At 70.8% G+C, this 21,123-nt stretch carries 23 protein-coding genes; 3 read left to right on the top strand and 20 right to left on the bottom strand.

Annotated features, from left to right (window positions below; translation table 11 throughout):
- Positions 1-26: 26 nt before the first annotated feature.
- From nuoK to F5972_RS23285, 13 genes are all read right to left on the bottom strand, one after another.
- Entirely contained in the window at positions 27-323 is a 297-nt protein-coding gene (gene nuoK, locus F5972_RS23345; protein ID WP_139574092.1) for an NADH-quinone oxidoreductase subunit NuoK, read from the bottom strand.
- Positions 320-1,264, bottom strand: a complete 945-nt coding sequence (locus tag F5972_RS23340) for an NADH-quinone oxidoreductase subunit J (RefSeq protein WP_150935843.1) — start codon at positions 1,262-1,264, stop codon at positions 320-322. The genes nuoK and F5972_RS23340 overlap by 4 nt, the downstream gene beginning before the upstream one ends.
- Complete coding sequence (gene nuoI, locus F5972_RS23335) at positions 1,257-1,772, bottom strand: NADH-quinone oxidoreductase subunit NuoI (protein ID WP_139574090.1); 516 nt, start codon at positions 1,770-1,772, stop codon at positions 1,257-1,259. The genes F5972_RS23340 and nuoI overlap by 8 nt, the downstream gene beginning before the upstream one ends.
- Positions 1,759-3,117 (bottom strand): NADH-quinone oxidoreductase subunit NuoH, encoded by a 1,359-nt coding sequence (gene nuoH, locus F5972_RS23330; RefSeq protein ID WP_150935840.1) that lies wholly within the window; start codon positions 3,115-3,117, stop codon positions 1,759-1,761. The genes nuoI and nuoH overlap by 14 nt, the downstream gene beginning before the upstream one ends.
- Positions 3,114-5,510 carry an NADH-quinone oxidoreductase subunit G gene (locus F5972_RS23325; RefSeq protein ID WP_150935837.1) on the bottom strand — a complete coding sequence of 799 codons (2,397 nt, stop codon included), beginning with the start codon at positions 5,508-5,510 and terminating at the stop codon, positions 3,114-3,116. Before F5972_RS23325 ends, nuoH begins: the two co-directional genes overlap by 4 nt.
- Entirely contained in the window at positions 5,507-6,793 is a 1,287-nt protein-coding gene (gene nuoF / locus F5972_RS23320) for an NADH-quinone oxidoreductase subunit NuoF (protein WP_150935836.1), read from the bottom strand. Before nuoF ends, F5972_RS23325 begins: the two co-directional genes overlap by 4 nt.
- Positions 6,790-7,461 (bottom strand): NADH-quinone oxidoreductase subunit NuoE, encoded by a 672-nt coding sequence (gene nuoE / locus F5972_RS23315; protein ID WP_150935834.1) that lies wholly within the window; start codon positions 7,459-7,461, stop codon positions 6,790-6,792. The genes nuoF and nuoE overlap by 4 nt, the downstream gene beginning before the upstream one ends.
- Positions 7,458-8,774, bottom strand: coding sequence for an NADH-quinone oxidoreductase subunit D (locus F5972_RS23310; protein ID WP_150935831.1), 1,317 nt, complete (start codon positions 8,772-8,774; stop codon positions 7,458-7,460). Before F5972_RS23310 ends, nuoE begins: the two co-directional genes overlap by 4 nt.
- Before the next feature lie 43 nt (positions 8,775-8,817).
- Positions 8,818-9,483, bottom strand: a complete 666-nt coding sequence (locus tag F5972_RS23305; RefSeq protein ID WP_150935830.1) for an NADH-quinone oxidoreductase subunit C — start codon at positions 9,481-9,483, stop codon at positions 8,818-8,820.
- Positions 9,480-10,031 (bottom strand): NuoB/complex I 20 kDa subunit family protein, encoded by a 552-nt coding sequence (locus F5972_RS23300; RefSeq protein ID WP_150935828.1) that lies wholly within the window; start codon positions 10,029-10,031, stop codon positions 9,480-9,482. Before F5972_RS23300 ends, F5972_RS23305 begins: the two co-directional genes overlap by 4 nt.
- 2 nt (positions 10,032-10,033) lie before the next feature.
- The gene (locus F5972_RS23295) at positions 10,034-10,393 is read right to left on the bottom strand and encodes an NADH-quinone oxidoreductase subunit A (protein WP_111699579.1); all 360 of its coding nucleotides are present in this window, start codon (positions 10,391-10,393) and stop codon (positions 10,034-10,036) included.
- Positions 10,394-10,463: 70 nt separating this feature from the next.
- Positions 10,464-11,735 carry a geranylgeranyl reductase family protein gene (locus tag F5972_RS23290; protein ID WP_150935826.1) on the bottom strand — a complete coding sequence of 424 codons (1,272 nt, stop codon included), beginning with the start codon at positions 11,733-11,735 and terminating at the stop codon, positions 10,464-10,466.
- A gap of 141 nt (positions 11,736-11,876) precedes the next feature.
- Positions 11,877-12,602: a demethylmenaquinone methyltransferase gene (locus F5972_RS23285; protein ID WP_150935824.1), complete on the bottom strand. Its 726-nt coding sequence runs from the start codon at positions 12,600-12,602 to the stop codon at positions 11,877-11,879.
- 101 nt (positions 12,603-12,703) lie between these two features.
- Here F5972_RS23285 and F5972_RS23280 point away from each other — a divergent pair, with 101 nt between their 5' ends.
- Positions 12,704-13,939, top strand: coding sequence for a hypothetical protein (locus F5972_RS23280; RefSeq protein ID WP_150935822.1), 1,236 nt, complete (start codon positions 12,704-12,706; stop codon positions 13,937-13,939).
- On the opposite strand, the gene F5972_RS23275 is transcribed toward F5972_RS23280, so the two are convergent.
- Positions 13,936-14,145 (bottom strand): DUF4229 domain-containing protein, encoded by a 210-nt coding sequence (locus F5972_RS23275; RefSeq protein ID WP_150935820.1) that lies wholly within the window; start codon positions 14,143-14,145, stop codon positions 13,936-13,938. The genes F5972_RS23280 and F5972_RS23275 overlap by 4 nt on opposite strands.
- Before the next feature lie 259 nt (positions 14,146-14,404).
- On the opposite strand from F5972_RS23275, the gene F5972_RS23270 reads away from it, so the two are divergent.
- Positions 14,405-14,626 (top strand): BldC family transcriptional regulator, encoded by a 222-nt coding sequence (locus F5972_RS23270; protein WP_036325312.1) that lies wholly within the window; start codon positions 14,405-14,407, stop codon positions 14,624-14,626.
- 126 nt (positions 14,627-14,752) lie between these two features.
- On the opposite strand, the gene F5972_RS23265 is transcribed toward F5972_RS23270, so the two are convergent.
- Entirely contained in the window at positions 14,753-14,992 is a 240-nt protein-coding gene (locus F5972_RS23265) for a hypothetical protein (protein WP_150935819.1), read from the bottom strand.
- 9 nt (positions 14,993-15,001) lie between these two features.
- Positions 15,002-16,030 (bottom strand): hypothetical protein, encoded by a 1,029-nt coding sequence (locus tag F5972_RS37430; RefSeq protein ID WP_225311765.1) that lies wholly within the window; start codon positions 16,028-16,030, stop codon positions 15,002-15,004.
- 276 nt (positions 16,031-16,306) lie between these two features.
- Here F5972_RS37430 and F5972_RS23255 point away from each other — a divergent pair, with 276 nt between their 5' ends.
- The gene (locus F5972_RS23255; protein ID WP_191910279.1) at positions 16,307-16,654 is read left to right on the top strand and encodes a PLD nuclease N-terminal domain-containing protein; all 348 of its coding nucleotides are present in this window, start codon (positions 16,307-16,309) and stop codon (positions 16,652-16,654) included.
- A gap of 188 nt (positions 16,655-16,842) precedes the next feature.
- Here the strand turns inward: F5972_RS23255 and ccsB are convergent, their stop codons facing one another.
- From ccsB to F5972_RS23235, 4 genes are read right to left on the bottom strand one after another with little or no spacing between them, the layout of a single operon-like run.
- A complete protein-coding gene (ccsB, locus tag F5972_RS23250; RefSeq protein WP_150935814.1) occupies positions 16,843-17,832 on the bottom strand; it encodes a c-type cytochrome biogenesis protein CcsB in 990 nt (329 codons plus the stop codon).
- A 3-nt stretch (positions 17,833-17,835) separates the two neighbouring features.
- The gene (locus F5972_RS23245; RefSeq protein ID WP_150935812.1) at positions 17,836-19,632 is read right to left on the bottom strand and encodes a cytochrome c biogenesis protein ResB; all 1,797 of its coding nucleotides are present in this window, start codon (positions 19,630-19,632) and stop codon (positions 17,836-17,838) included.
- 1 nt (position 19,633) lies between these two features.
- Positions 19,634-20,365 (bottom strand): cytochrome c biogenesis CcdA family protein, encoded by a 732-nt coding sequence (locus tag F5972_RS23240; protein ID WP_150935810.1) that lies wholly within the window; start codon positions 20,363-20,365, stop codon positions 19,634-19,636.
- Positions 20,358-20,945: a TlpA family protein disulfide reductase gene (locus F5972_RS23235; RefSeq protein WP_225311764.1), complete on the bottom strand. Its 588-nt coding sequence runs from the start codon at positions 20,943-20,945 to the stop codon at positions 20,358-20,360. The genes F5972_RS23240 and F5972_RS23235 overlap by 8 nt, the downstream gene beginning before the upstream one ends.
- Positions 20,946-21,123: the final 178 nt, after the last annotated feature.

Here is a 21,123-nt window from a genome sequence, read left to right as displayed (position 1 = left end):
ATCTCAGCGGGTTCCACGGCCACCTCTTAGTACTTCAGCAGGCTGGCGTCGTCGACCGACGCGGACCTGCGGGTTCGGAAGATCGTCACGATGATGGCCAGGCCGATGACCACCTCGGCGGCGGCCACGATCATCACGAAGAACGCGATGAGCTGGCCGTCGAGGTTGCCGTTCTGCCGGGCGAAGGTGACGAACGCCAGGTTGCAGGCGTTGAGCATGAGCTCGACGCACATGAACACCACGATGGCGTTGCGCCGTACGAGCACGCCGACGCCGCCGATGGCGAACAGCAGCGCGGAGAGCACCAGATAGTGGGTGGTCACTTGCCGTCCTCCTCGGTCGCCGCGGACTCACCGCGGGGACGGACCACGCGACCGGCCACGACGGTGTCCTGACCGGTGCCGTCCTCGGGCATCGGCTCGGTGTCTGGACCGGCGTCCCGGGCCTCGTCCGCCACCGTCGGCGTGCCGTGCTCACCGCCGTGCCCGTTGGCCTGAGCGGCGCGCCGCGCGGCCTCCTCCTGCTCCAGCACCTCGGCGACCTCCGGGGGCAGGATGCCCTTGGACTCCTCGTACCGGGCGATGTAGCGGTTGACCGACAGCGGCGCGATGGTCCCGTCGGGCAGCAGCGCCGGCATGTCGATGGCGTTGTGCCGGGCGTAGGTGCCGGGGCCGGGCAGCGGCGCCGGGTTCTTGCCGGTACGGCCGAAGGCGGCGAAGCGCTGCCGGGACAGGTCCCGCTGGGTCGGCTTCGCCTCGGCGCGCTCCCGGTGCGCCAGCACCATCGCGCCCAGGGCGGCGGTGATCAGCAGCGCCGAGGTCACCTCGAAGGCGAACACGTGACGCGTGAAGATCAGCTGGGCCAGGGAGGACACGTTGCTGCCCCCCTCGGTGGCCGCGGCCAGGCCCTTCGGCGACCCGGCCACCGCGTTGCCGATGCCGAGCGCGAGCAGGGCGGCGAAGCCCAGCCCGCCCACGACGGCCCAGAACCGCTGCCCCTTGATCGTCTCCACGAGGGAGTCGGAGGAGTCCACGCCCACGAGCATGAGCACGAACAGGAACAGCATCATGACCGCGCCGGTGTAGACGATGATCTGCACGGCCGCCAGGAACGGAGCGTCCTGGACGGCGTACAGCACCGCCAGCGAGAGCATGACGACGCCGAGCATCAGGGCCGAGTAGACGGCCCTTCGGCTGAAGACGAGTCCGAGTGCGGCGATCACCGAGACGACCGCGAGCACCCAGAACGTGATGGACTCACCCATTGCTTCGACCCAACCGGTAGTAGTCCTCCTCGGTTTCGCCGAGGCGCATCGGGTGGGGCGGCTGCTCCATGCCCGGTCCGAGCGGCGCGAGGAGCATCTCCTTGGTGTAGATCAGCGACTCGCGGCTGGAGTCGGCGAGCTCGTACTCGTTCGTCATCGTGAGCGCCCGGGTGGGGCACGCCTCGATGCAGAGCCCGCAGAGGATGCAGCGCAGGTAGTTGATCTGGTAGACGCGGCCGTACCGCTCACCCGGCGAGAACCGCTCCTCGTCAGTGTTGTCACCGCCCTCGACGTAGATGGCGTCCGCCGGACAGGCCCAGGCGCACAGCTCGCAGCCGACGCACTTCTCCAGGCCGTCGGGCCACCGGTTCAGCTGGTGCCGCCCGTGGAAACGCGGCGCGGTGGGCCGCTTCTCCTCGGGATAGTTGACCGTCACCGGCTTCTTGAACATGTGGTGGAAGGTGACGCCGAATCCCTTGATCGGATTCAACCAATCAGTTGCTCCCACTGGTCACCTCCTTGGCGTCGGTAGGGACACGCGCGGCGGGCACGGCTCCGTGGTAGTGCGGGAGGTCGAGCGCCGGCACCGGGAACCCGCCCGCGGCCGGCTCCTCGCGCAGTTGCTCGAACTCCTCCTCGACCTGGGCGGCCCTGGCCTCCTTGCGGCGCTGGTTGACCGTGTCGAACCGCAGCCAGACCACGAACGCGACGATGATCACCACCGCGCCGAAGGCCATGATGCCCGTCCGGTCGGTCTCCGGCAGGCGCAGCGCCTTGAACGTCGCGGCCAGCAGGATCCAGACCAGGTTGAGCGGGATCAGCACCTTCCACCCGAAGGCCATGAGCTGGTCATAGCGAACGCGCGGCAGCGAGGCGCGGACCCAGACGAAGAACCCGAACGCGATGACCAGCTTGGCGAAGAACCACAGCAGGGGCCACCAGCCGGTGTTCGCGCCGTCCCACAGGGAGATCGGCCACGGGGCCCGCCAGCCGCCGAAGAACAGCGTGATCGCCATGGCCGAGACCGTGAAGACGTTCACGTACTCGGCGAGCATGAACATCGCGAACTTCAGCGACGAGGAGTATTCGGTGTGGAAACCGCCGACCAGTTCGCCCTCGCCCTCGGGGAGGTCGAACGGCACGCGGTTCGTCTCGCCGAGCATGCAGACCGCGTAGATCAGGAACGACGGGATCAGCGAGAACACGTACCACGACGGCGTCGGGATGTGCAGCCCGAGGATGTCCCAGGTGCCGCCGCCAGCCTGCCTGGCCACGATCTCCGACGTGGACAGCGTGCCCGCGTTCAGGAACACCGCGACGAACGACAGGCCCATCGCGATCTCGTACGACACGACCTGGGCGGCCGAGCGCAGGCCGCCCAGCACGGCGTACGGCGAGCGGGAGCCCCACCCGGCGAGCACGATGCCGTACACGCCGATCGAGGCGGTGGCCAGCACCAGCAGGACCGCGACCGGCAGGTCGGTGAGCTGCAGCGGCGTCCGGTGGCCGAACATCCAGACCATCGGCCCGAACGGCACCACCGAGAACGCCAGGAAGGCCGGGACGGCGATGATGACCGGGGCCAGGAAGTAGATCACCTTGTCCACGGTCCGCGGCATGAGGTCTTCCTTGAGGCCCATCTTCAGGCCGTCGGCCACCGACTGCAGCAGGCCGAACTTGCCCGCCCGGTTGGGGCCGTAGCGGTGCTGCATGCGCGAGATGAGCTTGCGCTCGGTCCACACGCCGAACAGCACGCCCAGCATCAGGAACACGAAGATCGCGACGGCCTTGATGATCGTGATCCACAGGGGATCGTGGCCGAAGTCGCTCAGCGTGGGTCCGGGGTTGTTCACGAGACGCTCCCGATCTTGACGACGTCTCCGGCGACCGCGCGCAGGTCGCGCGTGACCGACAGGCCGGCGGAGTTGGACGGCACCCACACGACACGGTCGGGCAGGTCCGCGACGCGCACCGGCACGACGACGTCGTCACCGATGGTGATCTTCCCGCCGTCCACGGCGCCGATCTCGGCGGCGGTGGCCTCCGACAGCAGGGCCGCCGTCGAGCGGGCGGTCCCCGCGAGGTACGGCTCGCCGTCCTGCATCCGGCCGTCGTCGAGCAGCAGGTGCCAGGTGGCCAGCACCGCCTCGCCCGCCTGCGGCTCGGCGACCACGAGGCCGCTGACCGCCGGCGCGGCCGGGCGCGGGCCCTTCCAGGCGCCGAGCGTGGCCATCTCGCGCCGGGCGGCCACGTCGTCGGGCAGGCCGAGGTGCACGTCCATCAGGTCGGCGATCGAGCCGATCGCCCGCAGGTCGCTCATCAGGCCCGGTAGGGCGGTCGCCACGCCGAAGGAGCGGCCCCTGCCCTCCCAGTCGACGAACGTGCCGGACTTCTCGGCCACCGCGGCGACCGGCAGGACCACGTCGGCCCGGTCGGTGACGGCGCTGGCGCGGATCTCCAGGCTGACGATGAACGGGGTGTTCTCCAGCGCGGCCAGGGCCCTCGCGGGGTCGGGCAGGTCGTAGGGGTCCACGCCCGCCACGACCAGCGCGTCGACCTCGTCGTTCAGCGCGGCCTCGATGATCCCCGAGGTGTCGCGGCCGGGCGCCGTGGGCAGCGCGGCGACGCCCCACGCCCTGGCGACCTCCGCGCGGGCGGTCTCGTCGGCGGCCGGGCGGCCGATCGGCAGCAGGCCGGGCAGGGCGCCCGCCTCCAGCGCGCCGCGCTCCCCCGCCCGCCGCGGCACCCAGGCGAGCCGGGCGCCGGTGGCGAGCGTGAGCCGTACGAGCGCCGACAGGGCGCCGGGGGCGGCGGCGAGCCGCTCACCGGCGAGGATGATCGTGCCGGGCGGCAGCAGGTCGCTGGAGACGAGGTCGCCGAGCGCCTCGGCCTCCGCGCCGGGCAGCGTCCGGATCAGCGAGCCGTTCATCTTGGCCAGGCCCGGCGTGGCGAACGGCGCGATCGCGTGGACCTTCAGGCCCCGCTTGCGCGCCGCCTTGCGCAGGCGCAGGAAGACGATCGGCGACTCCTCCTCGGGCTCGAAGCCGGCGAGGAGCACGGCCGGGGCCGTCTCCAGGTCGGCGTAGGAGACCTCGATGCCCTTGCCTGCGACGGCGTGGGCGAGGAAGCGCGCCTCCTCCTCGGAGTGCGGCCGGGCCCGGAAGTCGATGTCGTTGGTGCCGAGCGCGATCCGGGCGAACTTGCTGTAGGCGTAGGCGTCCTCGACCGTGAGCCGCCCGCCGACCAGCACCCCGGCCCTGCCCCGGGCCCGCGCGAGGCCCTCGGCGGCGGTGGCCAGCGCGTCCGGCCAGGAGGTCGGGACGAGCTTGCCGCTCTCGTCGCGCACCAGCGGCGAGCGCAGCCGGTCGGGCGCGGTGGCGTAGGTGAACGCCCAGCGGCCCTTGTCGCAGTTCCACTCCTCGTTGACCTGCGGGTCGTCCCCGGCGAGGCGGCGGGTGACCTTGCCCCGGCGGTGGTCGGTGCGCAGCGAGCAGCCCGACGCGCAGTGCTCGCACGCGCTCGGCGTGGAGACCAGGTCGAACGGGCGGGAGCGGAACCGGTAGGCCGCGCCGGTCAGCGCGCCGACCGGGCAGATCTGGATCGTGTTGCCCGAGAAGTAGGACTCGAACGGCTCGCCGTCGGCGACGCCCACCTGCTCCTTAGCCCCGCGGTCGAAGAAGTCGATGAGCGGGTCGCCCGCGATCTGGTCGGAGAAGCGGATGCAGCGCGCGCACTGGACGCAGCGCTCACGGTCGAGCAGCACCTCGGTCGACAGCGCGACCGGCTTGTCGAACGTGCGCTTCTGCTCGACGAACCGGCTCTCGCCCTGGCCGTTCGACATGGCCTGGTTCTGCAGGGGGCACTCGCCGCCCTTGTCGCAGACGGGACAGTCGAGCGGGTGGTTCAGCAGCAGCATCTCCATCACGCCGCGCTGGGCCTTCTCGGCCACCGGCGAGGTGAGCTGCGTCTTGACCACCATGCCCTCGGCGACCTCGATCGCGCAGGACGGCTGCGGCTTGGGAAAGCCGCGGCCGTTGCCCGCGTCGGGGATGTCGACGAGGCACTGGCGGCAGTTGGCCGCGGGTGAGAGCAGCGGGTGGTCGCAGAACCGGGGGATCTGGATCCCCAGCAGCTCCGCGGCCCGGATGATCAGCGTGCCCTTGGGGACGCTGACCTGGAAGCCGTCGATGGTCAGGCTGACCATGTCCACGACCGGCTGTTCCGGCTGCGTCGTCTGAACTGTCACTTGGACCCCCACACCGTGGAAGCGGCGGGATCGAACGGGCAGCCGCCGATCTCGAAGTGCTTGAGATATTCGTCGCGGAAGTGCTTCACCGACGAGTGGATCGGGCTCGTCGCGCCGTCGCCGAGCGCGCAGAAGGACCGCCCGAGGATGTTGTCGGCGATGTCGGTGATGGTCGCCAGATCCTCCTCCGAGCCCTGGCCCTTCTCCAGCCGCTTGAGCACCTGCTTGAGCCAGTAGGTGCCCTCACGGCACGGGGTGCACTTGCCGCAGGACTCGTGCGCGTAGAACTCCGTCCAGCGCAGGACCGCCCGGACCACGCAGGTGGTCTCGTCGAAGATCTGCAGGGCGCGGGTGCCCAGCATCGAGCCCTTGGCGCCGACCGACTCGAAGTCGAGCGGCACATCGAGGTGCTCGGCCGTGAAGATCGGCGTCGAGGAGCCCCCCGGCGTCCAGAACTTCAGCTCGTGGCCCTCGCGGATGCCGCCCGCCATGTCGAGCAGTTCGCGCAGCGTGATGCCCAGCGGGGCCTCGTACTGGCCCGGCCGGGTCACGTGGCCCGACAGCGAGAAGATGCCGAAGCCCTTGGACTTCTCGGTGCCCATCCCGGCGAACCAGTCGGCGCCGTTGGCGATGATGCTCGGCACGCTCGCGATCGACTCGACGTTGTTGACCACCGTCGGGGAGGCGTAGAGACCCGCGACCGCCGGGAACGGCGGCTTGAGCCGTGGCTGGCCACGGTAGCCCTCCAGCGAGTCGAGCAGCGCCGTCTCCTCACCGCAGATGTACGCCCCGGCGCCGCTGTGCACGACGAGGTCCAGGTCGTAGCCCGAGCCGAAGATGTCCGCCCCGAGGTAGCCCTTCTCGTACGCCTCGCGGACCGCGGCCTGCACCCGGCGGATGACGTGGAGCACCTCGCCGCGGATGTAGATGAACGCGTGGTTCGCCCGGATCGCGTACGACGAGATGATGACGCCCTCGACCAGCGAGTGCGGGTTGGCCATCATGAGCGGGATGTCCTTGCAGGTCCCCGGCTCCGACTCGTCGGCGTTGACGACCAGGTAGTGGGCCTTGCCGTCACCCTGCGGGATGAAGCCCCACTTCATGCCGGTGGGGAAGCCCGCGCCGCCGCGGCCGCGCAGGCCGGAGTCCTTCACCGCCTGGATGACCGCGTCGGGCTCCATGCCCAGGGCCTTCTTCGCGGCCTCGTACTCGCCGTACCCGTCGAGGGTGAACGAGCCGGCCACGTCCCAGTTGTCGGTAAGGACGGGCGTAAGCGTTGTCACTTCTCGCTCCCCTCGGCCTTGGGGGCCTCCCAGCCCTTGGCCCTGGCGATCTTCAGACCCTCGAGGGAGGGACCGGCGGCCGACGGGCCGTCGGCGGCCAGGCCGTCGGGGAACCCGGCGAGGACCCGGGAGGCCTCCCGGAACGTGCACAGCCGGCCCGGGCCGCGCGTGGGCGCGACCTCCTTGCCGGCGCGCAGGTCGTCGGCCAGCTGCTTGGCCGACTCCGGGGTCTGGTTGTCGAAGAACTCCCAGTTGACCATCATGACCGGCGCGAAGTCGCAGGCGGCGTTGCACTCCAGCCGCTCCAGCGTGATCTTGCCGTCCGGGGTGGTCTCGTCGTGGCCGACGCCCACGTGCTCGCTGAGCTCGGCCCAGATCTGGTCGCCGCCCATCACCGCGCACAGCGTGTTGATGCAGACGCCGACGTTGTAGTCGCCGGCCGGCCTGCGCTTGTACATGGTGTAGAAGGTCGCCACGCCGACGACCTCGGCCTTGGACAGGCCCAGCATCTCGGCGCAGAACTCCTGCCCGTCGTCGGAGACGTAGCCGTCCACCGACTGCACCAGGTGCAGCAGCGGCAGCAGCGCCGAACGCGGCCGGGGGTAGCGGCCGATGATCTCCTTGGCGTCCGTCTCCAGACGCTCGCGGACCTCAGGCGCGTAAGTCATCGGTCCACACCTCCCATGACCGGGTCGATCGAGGCGACCGCGGAGATGACGTCGGCGACCATGCCGCCCTCACACGTCGCGGGCACCGCCTGCAGGTTCGTGAACGACGGGTCGCGGAAGTGCACCCGGTAGGGCCGGGTGCCGCCGTCGCTGACCACATGCGCGCCGAGTTCGCCGCGCGGCGACTCGACCGAGGCGTACGCCTGCCCGGCGGGCACCCGGAAGCCCTCGGTCACCAGCTTGAAGTGGTGGATCAGGGCCTCCATGGAACCGCCCATGATGTGCGCGATGTGGTCGGGCGAGTTGCCGAGGCCGTCGGGGCCGAGCGCGAGCTGCGCCGGCCAGCCGATCTTCTTGTCCTCGATCATCACCGGGCCGCCCTTGAGCGGGCCGGACAGGCGGTCGAGCGCCTGCTCGATGATCTTCAGCGACTCCTCCATCTCGTCCATGCGGACGAGGTAGCGGCCGTACACGTCGCAGGTGGTCTGCGTCGGGACCGCGAAGTCGTACGTCTCGTAGCCGCAGTAGGGCTGCGACTTGCGCAGGTCCCACGGTAGGCCGGCGGCGCGCAGCATGGGCCCGGTGATGCCCAGCGCCATGCAGCCGGTCAGGTCGAGGTAGGCCACGTCCTTGGTGCGCCGGGTGTAGACCGGGTTCGCGTCGAGGAGCTTGCGCATCTCCTTGAGCCGCCCCGGCATGACCTTGAGGAACTCACCGATCTTGTCCATCGCGCCGGCCGGCAGGTCGACGCTGACGCCGCCCGGGCGGACGTACGCCATGTTCATCCGCAGGCCGGTGATGTACTCCATCAGGTCGAGCACCATCTCGCGCTCGCGGAAGCCGAACAGCATCGGCGTCGTCGCGCCCAGCTCCAGGCCGAACGTCGCGATCGCGACGAGGTGCGAGGAGATCCGGGTGAGCTCCATCGTCAGGACCCGGATGGCCTGCGCCCGGTCCGGGATCCGGTCGGTGATGCCGAGGAGCTTCTCGACCCCAAGGCAGTACGCCGTCTCGTTGAAGATCGGCGCGAGATAGTCCATGCGGGTGACGAACGTGACCCCCTGGGTCCACGTCCGGAACTCCATGTTCTTCTCGATGCCGGTGTGCAGGTAGCCGATCACCGTGCGGGCCTCGGTCACGGTCTCGCCGTCGAGGGTCAGCACGAGCCGGAGCACGCCGTGGGTCGACGGGTGCTGCGGGCCCATGTTGACGACGAGGCGCTCGTCGGCCGACTCGCTGACGGTCTTGACCAGCTCGTCCCAGTCCTGGCCGGCGACGTCGTAGATCCGGCCCTCGGTCTCCGTAGTGCTCACGACGCTCTCCTCGCTGCCCTCGTTGCCTGGTGCGGGTCGACGCTCACGAGTACGACCTCCTCCGGTCCGGCGCGGGGACCTCGGCGCCGCGGTACTCGACCGGGATGCCGCCGAGCGGGTAGTCCTTGCGCTGCGGGTGCCCCTCCCAGTCGTCCGGCATCTCGATGCGGGTCAGCGCCGGGTGGCCGTCGAAGACGATTCCGAAGAAGTCGTACGTCTCACGCTCATGCCAGTCGTGCGTGGGGTAGACCTGAACCGTGGAGGGGATGTGCGGGTCGGCGTCGGGGCAGGAGACCTCCACCCGGACGCGCCGGTTGTGCGTGATGGAGCACAGGTGGTAGACGGCGCGCAGCTCGGCGCCGGTCTCCTCCGGGTAGTGGACCCCCGAGACGCCGAGCGACAGCTCGAACCGCAGCGCGGGGTCGTCGCGCAGGTGCTTCATCACCTCGGCCAGCCGCTCGCGCCGCACGTGGAAGGTGATCTCGCCGCGGTCGACGACCACGCGCTCGATCGCGTCGGCGAACGCCGGCTCCAGCGCGTCGGCCACCTCGTCGAAGTACGACCCGTACGGCCGGCTGCTGACGAGCTTGGGCGGGCGGCGGACGACCAGGCGGTTGTAGCCGGAGGTGTCGCCGCTGTCCCTGGCGCCGAACATGCCCGTACGGGCGACCGGCTCCTCGGGCAGGCCGGGCAGGTTTTCGGTCGTCACTTCCCGGCCCCCTGGTCGATGAGCGGCAGCGTCCGCAGCGCCTGGAGCTCCAGCTCCTCGACCTGCCTCTCGCGATGCGCGCCGAACTTCATGTTCTGGATCTTGTCGTGCAGCTTCACGATGGCGTCGATCAGCATCTCCGGCCGCGGCGGGCAGCCGGGCAGGTAGATGTCGACCGGCACCACGTGGTCCACGCCCTGCACGATGGCGTAGTTGTTGAACATGCCGCCGCTCGACGCGCAGACGCCCATGGCGATGACCCACTTGGGCTCGGCCATCTGGTCGTAGATCTGGCGGAGGACGGGCGCCATCTTCTGCGACAGCCGGCCGGCCACGATCATGAGGTCGGCCTGCCGCGGGGAGGCGGAGGCGCGCTCCATGCCGAAGCGGGCCAGGTCGTGCTTCGGGCCGCCGGTGGCCATCAGTTCGATGGCGCAGCACGCGAGACCGAAGGTCGCCGGCCACACGGAGTTCTTCCGGGCCCAGCCGGCCACCTGCTCGACGGTGGTGAGGACGAATCCGCTCGGGAGTTTCTCTTCAAGACCCATGGCTAATCCCAATCGAGGCCGCGGCGGCGCCACACGTACGCGTACGCCACGAGGACGGTGACGATGAACAGCACCATCTCGACCAGCCCGAACACGCCGAGTCTGTCGAAGGCCACCGCCCACGGATAGAGGAAGATGATCTCGATGTCGAAGACGATGAACAGCATCGCCGTGATCATGTACTTCAGCGGGAAGCGGCCACCGCCGACCGGCTGCGGTGTCGGCTCGATGCCGCACTCGTAGGCGTCCAGCTTCGCGCGGTTCCAGCGCTTCGGCCCGGTGAAGGGGGCGATGCCCACGGAGAACACGGCGAATCCCGCCGCGAGGACCGCGAGCACCAGAATCGGCACATACAGCTCCATGGCTACATGTCCTCGCTTACTCGGTGAAATTGCGTGATCACAATGCGACTCTTGGTCATACGGGCCTCGGTCATGCGGGCGGAGCCACCTTCGACAGGGCGTTGATTATGCGGTCGGAGACGTCGCCCCGCCGGTCTGTGAGATTAGCGAGAAGCTTGAACGCGAATCTCATCAGGGTGGGATGGGGCATCCCGTGCCGGGTGGCGAAGCTCATCACCCCCGGCCTCCCGATCGCCTCGACGAACAGGCGGCCGAGAGTGAAGTATCCGCCATAGGCGTCTTTGAGGATACGCGGGTACGCGAGTAATACGCGCTCACGCTGGGCGGGCGTCGGCCGGGCCAGTGCCTGCGCGATCACTTCGGCGGCCGTCCGGCCGGTCTCCATGGCGTACGCGATGCCCTCGCCGTTGAAGGGGTTGATCGAGCCGCCGGCGTCCCCGACGAGGACCAGGCCGCGGGTGTAGTGCGGCTGCCGGTTGAATCCCATCGGCAGCGCGGCGCCCCTGATCGGGCCCGTCATGTTCTCGTCGGTGAAGCCCCACTCCGGCGGCGTGTTCTTCATCCAGCGCCGCAGCAGGTCGCGGTAGTCGATGCTCTTGAACGCGTCGCTGGTGTTCAGCAGGCCGAGGCCGACGTTGGCGGTGCCGTCGCCCATGGGGAAGATCCAGCCGTAGCCGGGGAGCAGCCGGTCGTCGTCCCACAGTTCGAGCCACGTCTCCAGGTAGTCGTCGTCGTGGCGGGGGCTCGTGTAGTAGGTGCGCACGGCCACGCCCATCGGGCGGTCCTCGCGCTTGTGCAGGCCCATCGCGATCGACAGCCGGGTCGAGTTGCCGTCGGCCGCGACCACCAGGCGCGAGCGGTAGACGATCTCCTCGCCGTCCGCCTTGGCCGTGACGCCGATCACGTGACCACTGCGCTCGTCCAGCAGCGGGCCTGTAACGTTCACGCCCTCGCGCAGCCGGACGCCCGCGCCCTCGGCGTGCCGGGCGAGGATCTGGTCGAAATCGGCACGGGTGCGCACCAGCCCGAAGTCGGGATAGCTCGACAGCTCCGGCCAGTCGAGTTCGAGCCGCACGCCGCCGCCGTAGACGCGCAGCCCCTTGTTCCTGACCCAGCCGGGGGCATCGACGTCGACGCCCATCGCGACGAGTTCCTTCACCGCCCGCGGCGTCAGCCCGTCGCCGCAGACCTTCTCCCGGGGGAAGCGCGTCTTCTCCAGCAGCAGCACCTGGAGGCCGGCGCGGGCGAGGTGGAAGGCCGCCGTCGAACCCGCCGGACCCGCACCGACGACGATGACGTCGGCGTCGACCTCTCTCCGCGTCACGCGGGTTTGCTCGCTCACGGAGTCCTGTCCGTTCCAGGGAAGGAAGGCCTCGAAACTGGTTTAGACCTTCGTGCCTTTGTGAACAACTTCACAAACTGTCGCGCCGCAGTCTAACCCCTACGCGCGGCGGGATGTCAGAGGGGTGTGGACAACCATTCCTCACCGGCCCTTCACGGCGCGGTGGAGGGCGACGATGCCGAGGCTCAGGTTGCGCCAGCCCACCCTCTCCCAGCCCGCCTTCTGGACGATCCCCGCCAGCGCCCGCTGGTCGGGCCAGGCCCGGATCGACTCGGCGAGGTACTCGTAGGAGTCGGGGTTGGAGCTGACCATCCGGGCGACCGGCGGCAGCAGTCTCATCAGATACTGCGAGTAGACGAGGTCGAACGACTTCGGCGTCGGCCGGGAGAACTCGCAGATCACCAGGCGCCCGCCCGGCCGGGTCACCCGCAGCAGCTCGCGCAGCGCCTGCCCGGTGTCGGCGACGTTGCGCAGGCCGAAGGAGATCGTGACGGCGTCGAAGGTCTCGTCGCGGAACGGCAGGCGCAGCGCGTCGCCCGCGACGAACGTCACGCCGCGCACGCCCCCGCCGTACAGGCCGGACCCGCCGCGGCGCGCCACGCCGGTGCTGAGCATGCCGAACGAGAAGTCGCACGCGATCGCCCGCGCGCCGAGCGCGGTGAACGAGTCGGTCGAGGTGCCGGTGCCCGCGGCGAGGTCGAGGACCAGCTCACCGGGGCCCGCGTCCACCGCCGCCGCCGTGGCCCTGCGCCACAGGCGGTCCTGGCCCAGGGAGAGGACGTCGTTGACCAGGTCGTAGCGCCGGGCCGTGCGATCGAACATCGCGGCGACCTCGTGCGGCTGCTTGTCCAGCGATGCGCGCGTCATGCACGCAAGCCTAGGCCGCGGCACGCACGGCCCCTCACCACCCGGACAGGATGAGCGGAACGTAGTTCATCGATTACGCTCAGTCTGCTAGAACTTGGGGAATGCGTCTCACCACCGCACTGATCGCAGTGACCTCGCTCGCCGTCCTGCCGGCCGCGCCGGCCTCCGCCGGGCTCCGGCAGTCCCACGTGGTCTCGGAGAACCCCGTGAACACCACTCCGCACGTGCTCGACGGCATCGTCACCGCGTTCACGCTGGTCGGCCGCACCGTCGTGGTGGGCGGCGAGTTCAGCGCGGTACGGGAGGCGCGCGGCGGGGCGGACCTGCCGCGCGCCAACGTCTTCGCCTTCGACCTGCCCACCGGCCGCGTCCTGCCCGGCTTCGCGCCGGACCTCGACGGGCCGGTGTCCGCCCTGGCCCCGGGCCCGGGCGGCACCGTCTATGTGGGCGGCGCCTTCACCTGGCCGTCCCGGGGGCTGACCCGGCTGCGCGTCTCCGACGGCGCTCCCGTCTCCTCCTTCTCCGCCCCCGTCTACGCGGGAGAGGTGACCAGCCTGGTGCGTCTCGGCAGGGCGCTCTACGTCGGCGGCGACTTCGGCAGGATCGGCCGCAGCGCGCGGACCGCCCTCGCCCGGGTGGACGCCGAGACCGGCGCGGTGGACCCCCGCTTCACCGTCACCCCCGGCGACGGGCGCGGCGGCGGGGTCGGGATCCACGCGATGGCCGCCACGTCCGACCGCTTAGTCGTCGACGGCTCGTTCACCACGCTCGACGGCCTGCGCCGCCCGCAGCTCGGGGTGATCGACCTGACGACGGGCCGGGTGGCCGGCTGGCACACGGAGGCGTACGCCCCCGCCTGCAAGCCCGACTTCCCGTCGTACGTCCGCGGGCTGGACGTGTCACCCGACGGGAGCTACTTCGTGGTCGTCACGACGGGCGGGCCGGCGCCGCGCACCACCAAGCTGTGCGACTCCGCCGCGAGGTTCGAGACGTACGCGAAGGGCGACGCGGTCCGTCCGACCTGGGTCAACCTGACCGGGGGCGACTCGCTCTACGCGGTCGCGGTGACCGGTTCGGCCGTCTACGTGGGCGGGCACCAGCGCTGGCTGAACAACCCGCGGGGGGCTGACACGGCCGGCCCGGGAGCGGTCCACCGGCCCGGTATCGGGGCGATACACCCTGTAACGGGCCGTGCGCTGAGATGGAACCCGACGCGGGAAAGGGGAATCGGGGTAAAGGCCTTCCTGACCGTAAAGGCAGGTCTTTTGGTGGGAAGCGACACGACGGAGCTCGGGCATGAGTACCATGCCCGGGTCGGCATGTTCCCGGCGGCCTAGGAGTTCCCGGGTCCCCGACGTTTCGTGGCGATGCGCTCGCTCACCGCGTCGCGCTGTTTCGACAGCAGCACGTAGCTGGCCAGACCGCTGACCAGCACGGCGACCAGCAGCAGCGGGAACGACCGCAGGCCGACGAGATACAGGACGCCGACCGCGACCGCGAACAGGGCGAGGCGCGAAAGGGTGTAAACGACAACCGGATGCACAGCGTCGAGGTTACGTCACTCTCCCGGTGCGCTGGTCGCTCTTCGCATCTGCTGCGAGCACTGCTAGTGTTCACAACAAGGCGCTTTTGTAAAGAAACACCCATGAGCGCCCCAAAGAGGCTCTATCATATAACAATCGGGCACTGAGCCGGTAACAACCCGTGATCTTCTCCGAAAACCACGGATAAATCAGGCTTCGCTCGGCACACTGGTTACCTGTCCGCCCGCTGCAGGACGCGGGACGCGAGGGGGAGAGATTGTGGAGAGTAGCAGCGAGCGACTGCTGACTCCTGGAGAGGTTGCGGCTCTCTTCAGGGTCGACCCGAAGACCGTGACCCGTTGGGCCGCGGCCGGGCGTATCAGCAGCATCCGTACCCCCGGGGGGCATCGGCGGTTCCGTGAATCGGAAGTACACGCCCTCCTTCGCGGAGAGGACGTCCTCACGGCCGATCGGCCGAACGGCGACTCCCCGCGAGTCTGACGCAGTACCAGCACCGGGTGATCCTGCGCGCTACCCGGACGCCGCAGGGTCACCGGAGTCAGTCCCACCTCGATTTCAGGCTGCCGTAACAGGCCCTCCCGGCTCGTCCTGCTCCCTTGCCGGGGTTCATCGGTCCTGCTCTGCCTTGAAGGCCAGGAACGCCTGCTCCAGCGCGTCGTCGCCCTCCCGCCAGCGACGGCGTCGCTCGGCGTCCTCCTGCTCGGTGATCGACTCGGCCAGCCAGCCCTCGTAACCGGGTTCCCCCGGCGTGACCTCCACGTACGCGTTGCCGATGAGGCGCCCGTCATCGGTGGTCAGGGACCGGGGCACGCGCAGCGTCCCGTCGCCGAGCCGGATAACGTACATCCGAATCACCTAGATTCCGTAACGCCGGTTGAAGAAGAGCATGACGTTGAGGGCCGTCCTCGTGTCACCGCCCAGCATGTCCACCAGGGCCGGGCGCTGCCGGGACGCGATCGCCGCGAACGCGTCGGCGAAGAACTCCTTGCGCCCCAGGCCGGCGGGCTGCCGGTGGAACGACGACGCGAGCAGCGGCAGGCACTCCTCGTAGAGCGCCGCGAACTCCGGGGAGTCCGAAACCCACTCTCCCGGACCCGCGTCGACGTCGTCCAGCGCGTGCCCGACTTCGTGCATCATCACGTCCGGCGTGGGCGACGGCCGGTCCCCCACCACGATCTTGCGGTCTCCGTACGCGCCGGCGCAGATGTCCCAGGTGGCCCGGCCCGAGGGCAGCGGGGCGCCGCGCAGGTAACCCATGTCGTCCAGGTCGGGCACCCCGCCCCGGCCCACGTAGATGCCGTCGAGCCCGATGGCGAGCTTGGTCTTCAGCTGCTCGGGCAGCCGCGCGAGGCTGTCCACGGCCCGTACGGCGTCGGCGGAGGGAGGGCCCTCCTCGGCGTCCCATTCGCGGAAGAGGACGCGTTCCAGCGGCCCGCAGTTTCTCCTGCCGTCGCGCAGGTCGGGGGCGTCGGGCGGATGGGGCGCGACCCGGGTCGGCAGGTCGTCGAGCTCGAAGTCCTGCCAGGTGTACTGGGGGCGGTCGTCGACCACCGGCGCGGTCACGGCGTAAACCCGCTCCGGGTGCCGCTCGGGCGACCACTCGGCGCCCCACTCGGCACCCCAGTCCGGGGGGCGGTTCTGCGCCCGCTCCCACGGCCGTCCGGAGGCCCGCTCGGGGCCGCCGTCGGAAGCACGGTCGGAGGCGCGTCCGCGAGCGCGGTCGGCGGAACGGTCGGCGCCGCGGTCGAAGGGGCGGCCGGAGGCCCAGTCGGAGGCGCGCTCGGCGGAACGGTCGGAGGCGCGCTCGGAGCCACGGTCGGGGCCACGGTCGGAGGCGCGGTCCTCCGCGCGTCCTGGGACGTCGGTACGGCGGTGGGAGGACACATAGGGCCCTCGCTGCCACCATCGCGCTCCGCGCCGGTGGCGGCCCCTGTCGCCCGGCTCCGCCATCGCACCCCTCTGTTCAGGCCGAATCCGTCAGGCTGCTGGTTCCGTCAGGTTGGTTCCGTCACATGGGTCCACGGGCGTCTCCGGCAGGCTCCACGCTCCGTGGGGCGCGGTCTCCGGACGCCGTGTACCGGTCCACCGTACGATGCCCGGCTGTCCACGTCACCCCGAAGCCGGACACGATCAGTCGCCGGAATGGCTTACCGTGTGGGCATGCCTAGCGTGATTATCGGCCTGGCGCTGCTTGCCTTCTGGCTCTACTGCCTGTTCGACGTGATCACGACCCCCGAGGAGGACATGCGCAACCTCCCCAAGTTCATGTGGGTCCTCATCGTGATCTTCCTGGCCGACCTCGGCGCCCTGACCTGGCTCCTCGTGGGCCGTCCCCGAGCGGTGCACTCCGTGTACGGCCACGGCGCCGTGGGCGGGCCGGGGGCCGCGCAGGCGGAGGCGGGCGGCCGGGCCGGTGCGTGGTCCAGGCGGGGCGACGCGCCGCGCGGGCCCGACGACGACCCGGACTTCCTGAGCAGCTTGGAGCGCCGTCTGCGCGGCGACGACTGACCGGCGACCGACCAGACCGACCTACTGACCAGACCCGACCCGCCGCGACCAGCCCCGACCGGTCGACCGCACCCGATCGGACCAGACCCGACGACTCACCGGCGACCGGGCGGCCCCTCACGCCCGGCCCGGCGCCCCCGCCGGCAGGAGCGGTCCCCCGGCGGTGACGCGCCGGGTGGGCGCCGGGGTCACTTGGGGACGTCGGCGTAGGAGTGCAGTCCCGAGAAGAAGATGTTGACGCCGACCAGGTTGAACAGCAGGCAGCCGAAGGCGACCAACGAAATGATCATCGCGGCCTTGCCGCGCCATCCGGCCGTCGCCCGCGCGTGGAGATAGGCGGCGTAGACGACCCACGTGACGAACGCCCACACCTCCTTCGGGTCCCAGCCCCAGTAGCGGCCCCACGCCCGGTCGGCCCACAGCGCGCCGGCGATGACGGCGAAGGTCCAGATCGGGAAGGAGATGACGATCGCGCGGTGCGCGACCCGCTCCAGGGTCTCCCTGGCGGGCAGCACCGACGGCCGTCCGTCCTGGCGGATCAGGTAGAGGATCGCGCAGACGCCCGCCACGATGAACAGCCCGCTGGCCACGATCGCCGCGGTGACATGGATCGCGATCCAGTAGGAGTGCAGCGCGGGCATCACCGGGCCCGCCTGGACGTGCAGGAACAGCACGGCGAAGCCCAGCCCGAGCGCCGCGGTCACCGTCACGAACGCGCCGAGGTAGCGGATCGGCTGGCGGATCAGCAGCGCGAGGAACGCGGTGACGGCCGCGAAGCAGATGGCCACCACGAACTCGTACATGTTGGCCCACGGCCACCGGTCCACCGCGATGCCCCGGGTGAGGATGCCGGCGAGGTTGCCGGCCCACGCGATCCAGGCGATGACCACGCCGGCGATCCCGGCCCGGACCGCCCACCCCGCCGGTTGCGGCGTGCGGGTGGTCTCGGCCGTGCCCTCCCCGGCGCCCTCCCCCGGGTCCTCCGCGGGGAGCGCCGGGCCACCCGCGCCGACGAGCTCACGCGTACGCGCGGGCGCCGCCGTACGGACCCGGCCGAAGGCGAGCTCCAGCGCGAAGCAGATCATCGCGGCGAGATACAGCAGCACGGTGACCAGGATGAGCTGGTCGCTCACCATGGCGAGGGTCTCGTTGACGGCTTGGCTGACCGGGGCGGGCATGACTCACTCCTCGTCCGGGCGGACGCCCGGTGCGGCGTTTCCGGTGGGCGGCTCGGCCGGCTGGTCCGGCTCGGCCTGCCCGGCGACGATCGCGGAGCCGCCCGGCGCGGCCGCTCCTGGCTGGTCGGTGGCCCGGGGCTCGTCCGGTGTGACGTGGCCGGTGGGCGGGTCGCCGCGCAGAGCGGTGACGATCTGCGCGAACTCCTCGGCGAAGGCCGCGCCGCCGCCTTCGGTGCGGGTCAATCCTCCCACCGTGGCCCTGCCGTCCTTCACCCGCACCCAGACGCGGCGGCGGCGGATCGTGAGAGACAGCACGAGCCCGATCACCGCGGCCGCCGCCGCGAGCAACGCGGGCTCCCGGCCGGGGTCGTAGGTGATCTGGAGGCTGATCCACTCCTTGACGCCGGTGAACTGAATCTTTCCCGCGCCGTCGGCGAGCTCCTTGGTGTCCCCCACGTTCAGCGGCGCCGGCTGGGCGGACATCTTGCCGAGCGGCTTCAGGCGCGTGGTGTCGAGCTGATAGACCGACTGCGGCAGTCCCGACTTCAGGCCGAGGTCGCCCGCGAACGGGAAGACCTGCACGGTCGGGTTGGCCGCGCCGGGGAAGACCGACACCCAGGCGTCGCCGTTCGGCACGGTGGTGGGCAGGAAGCGGGCCAGGAAGCCGAGCTGGGACGGCTGGGCGTCCGGCACCTTGATGACGCACTCGGACGTGTACGTCGCCTGGTCGCCGGCCAGGCAGGGCACCGGGCCGTCGTAGGCCACCTGGCCCTCGCCGTCCGTCACCCGGAACGTGGGGGCGTAGCCGTGCCCGATGAGGTAGGTCAGCGTGCCGTCGACGTCCAGCGGTTCGTTGACCTTGAGGTCCACCTGGCGCGGGGCGGACTCCGGGGAGTCCCGCACCTCCAGCCGCGCGAGGTAGTCGAGCGGCTGGCCCTGCTTGGCCCCGGCGGCGACGTAGCTGGCCTGGAAGTCCCGCAGCGTGAAGGAGAACGGCTCCAGCGACTCGGCGGTGACCCGGCTGCCCGGCATGAAACGGTCGTAGGCCGCGACGGCGTTGGAGAAGCCGTCGCCCTCCACCACCAGCACGTTGCCGCGGTAGCCGTACAGGCCTCCGGCGCCGACGGCGAAGAGCAGCACGAGCAGCGAGAGGTGGAAGAGCAGGTTTCCGGTCTCGCGGAGATAGCCCTTCTCCGCCGCCACCCAGCCGTCGCCGGTGACCACCCGGAACCGCCTGCGCCGGAGCACGGCGGCGGCCCTCTCCAGGGTGAGATCGCCCTGGAACTCCTCGGCGTGCGGCAGGCGGAGGAGGTTGCGTGGCGCGGCGGGCGGCCTGCGCCGGATCTCCCTGAGATGCGCCAGCGCGCGCGGGAACACGCACCCGGCCAGCGAGACGAACAACAGCAGGTAGATCGCGGCGAACCAGGGCGAGGTGAAGACGTCGAACAGCCAGAAGCGGTCGAGCCACTTCGCCTGGGTGGGATTGTCCTTGAAGTACTGCGCGACCCTGCCCGGGTCCACGCCGCGCTGGGGATAGACGGAGCCCGGCACCGAGCCCAGCGCGAACAGGAACAGCAGGATGAGCGCGGTGCGCATCGAGGTGAGCGTGCGCCAGGCCCAGCGCAGCCATCCGACCGGCCCGAGGCCGACCGGCCTGGCCGGCTCCCGCGCCGCGTCCCCGGCCTCCGCTCCCCCACTCGCCGTCTTGTCGCGCGGCGCCGTCTCGTCGACAAGCGCGGGCTCGTCGAGGAGCGCGGGGTCGTCCCGTACGGCGCGGGCGAGGTCGTCGGGCGCGCTCATCTCAGATCACCGGCCGGAATCCGCCGACCCACACCTGCAGGTGGACGATGATCTCGGCCCACTGCCCGGTCACGAGCAGCACGCCGACGGCCACGAGCATGCCACCGCCGACCCTGGTGATCAGCGGGGTGTGCCGGCGGACCGCCCGGAACGCGTGGAGGGCCCTGCGGTAGGCCAGCCCGGCCAGCACGAACGGCAGGCCGAGGCCCAGCGCGTACGCGAAGGCGAGGGCCGCGCCGCGCAGCGCGCTGCCCTGGTTCACCGACAGCGTCATGACCACCGCCAGCGTCGGGCCGATGCACGGCGTCCAGCCGAGGCCGAAGACGACGCCGAGCAGCGGGGCCCCCGCGAGCCCGGCGGCGGGCAGCCGGTGGAAGCGCACGTCCCGCTGGAGGCCGGGCAGGACCCCCACGAAGGCCAGCCCGAGGATGATCGTCACCACTCCGAGGACCCTGCTGATCACGTCGGCGTTGCCCTGCAGCGCCGCGCCGAGACCGCCGAACAGTGCCCCGCCGAGCACGAACACCAGCGCGAACCCGAGCACGAACAACGCGCTGCCCAGCACCATCCGGCTCCGCTTGGGGTCGCCGCTCATGCCCGTGACGTACGACAGGTAGCCGGGCACCAGCGGCAGCACGCACGGGGAGACGAACGACACGAGCCCGGCGGCCGCCGCGATCGGCGCGGCGAGCAGCAGCGAGCCCGTCGCGACGGTGCTGCCGAGGTCACTCATCGGTCACCTTGGTGACGGCCGCGAGGAGGTCGTCGTACTTCACGGCGCCGAGCGCGCGGGCGGCGATGCGGCCCTGCGCGTCGATGATCAGCGTGGAGGGGATGGCGGCGGGCGGCACCGTGCCCTGGAACTTCAGCAGCGTCCTGCCGCTCTGGTCGTAGATGCTCGGATAGCCCGGCTTCACCGCGCGGTCGTACGCCTGCGCCGACGCCTGGAGGTCCTTGAAGTTGACGCCGAGGAACTCCACGCCCTTCGGCTTGGTGGTCGCGGCGATGTCCTTGAGCACGGGCGCCTCGGCCCGGCAGGGCGCGCACCAGGAGGCCCAGAAGTTGAGCACGTGGACCTTGCCCGCGGCGAGGGTGGCGGTGCCGCCGTCCAGGGTCGGCCCCTCGATCGCGGGCGCCTTCTGGCGCTGCGCCGCGGTGAAGAACTCGACCCTGCCGTCACCCGCGACGAAACGGGTGTCACCGGAGCGGGGCTGGGCCTCCTGGCCGCCCGCGCAGCCGGCGAGGGCCGTGACGGCCGCGGCCGCGGCAGCGAGCGCGGTCAGGCGCGTTGCGGTCAGGCGCTTGGCGGACACGGGAGATGGATCTCCTTGTACTACAACCGGTAGAGCTGTAAGCCTACCGACCGGTGCGGGTGCCCGGTTCTCTGGGGCACGGGTCTCCGGGGCACAGCCGCGTATGCGGCGTCGCCCAGGAGACGATCATGCCCCGGGCATCGCTCGCGGGCCGGGCGTCTCCTCGTCCTCCGGGCCG

Source organism: Microbispora cellulosiformans (assembly GCF_008728085.1).
GTDB classification, from domain to species: Bacteria; Actinomycetota; Actinomycetes; order Streptosporangiales; family Streptosporangiaceae; genus Microbispora; species Microbispora amethystogenes.
This window is presented reverse-complemented; position numbering and strand designations above follow the sequence as displayed.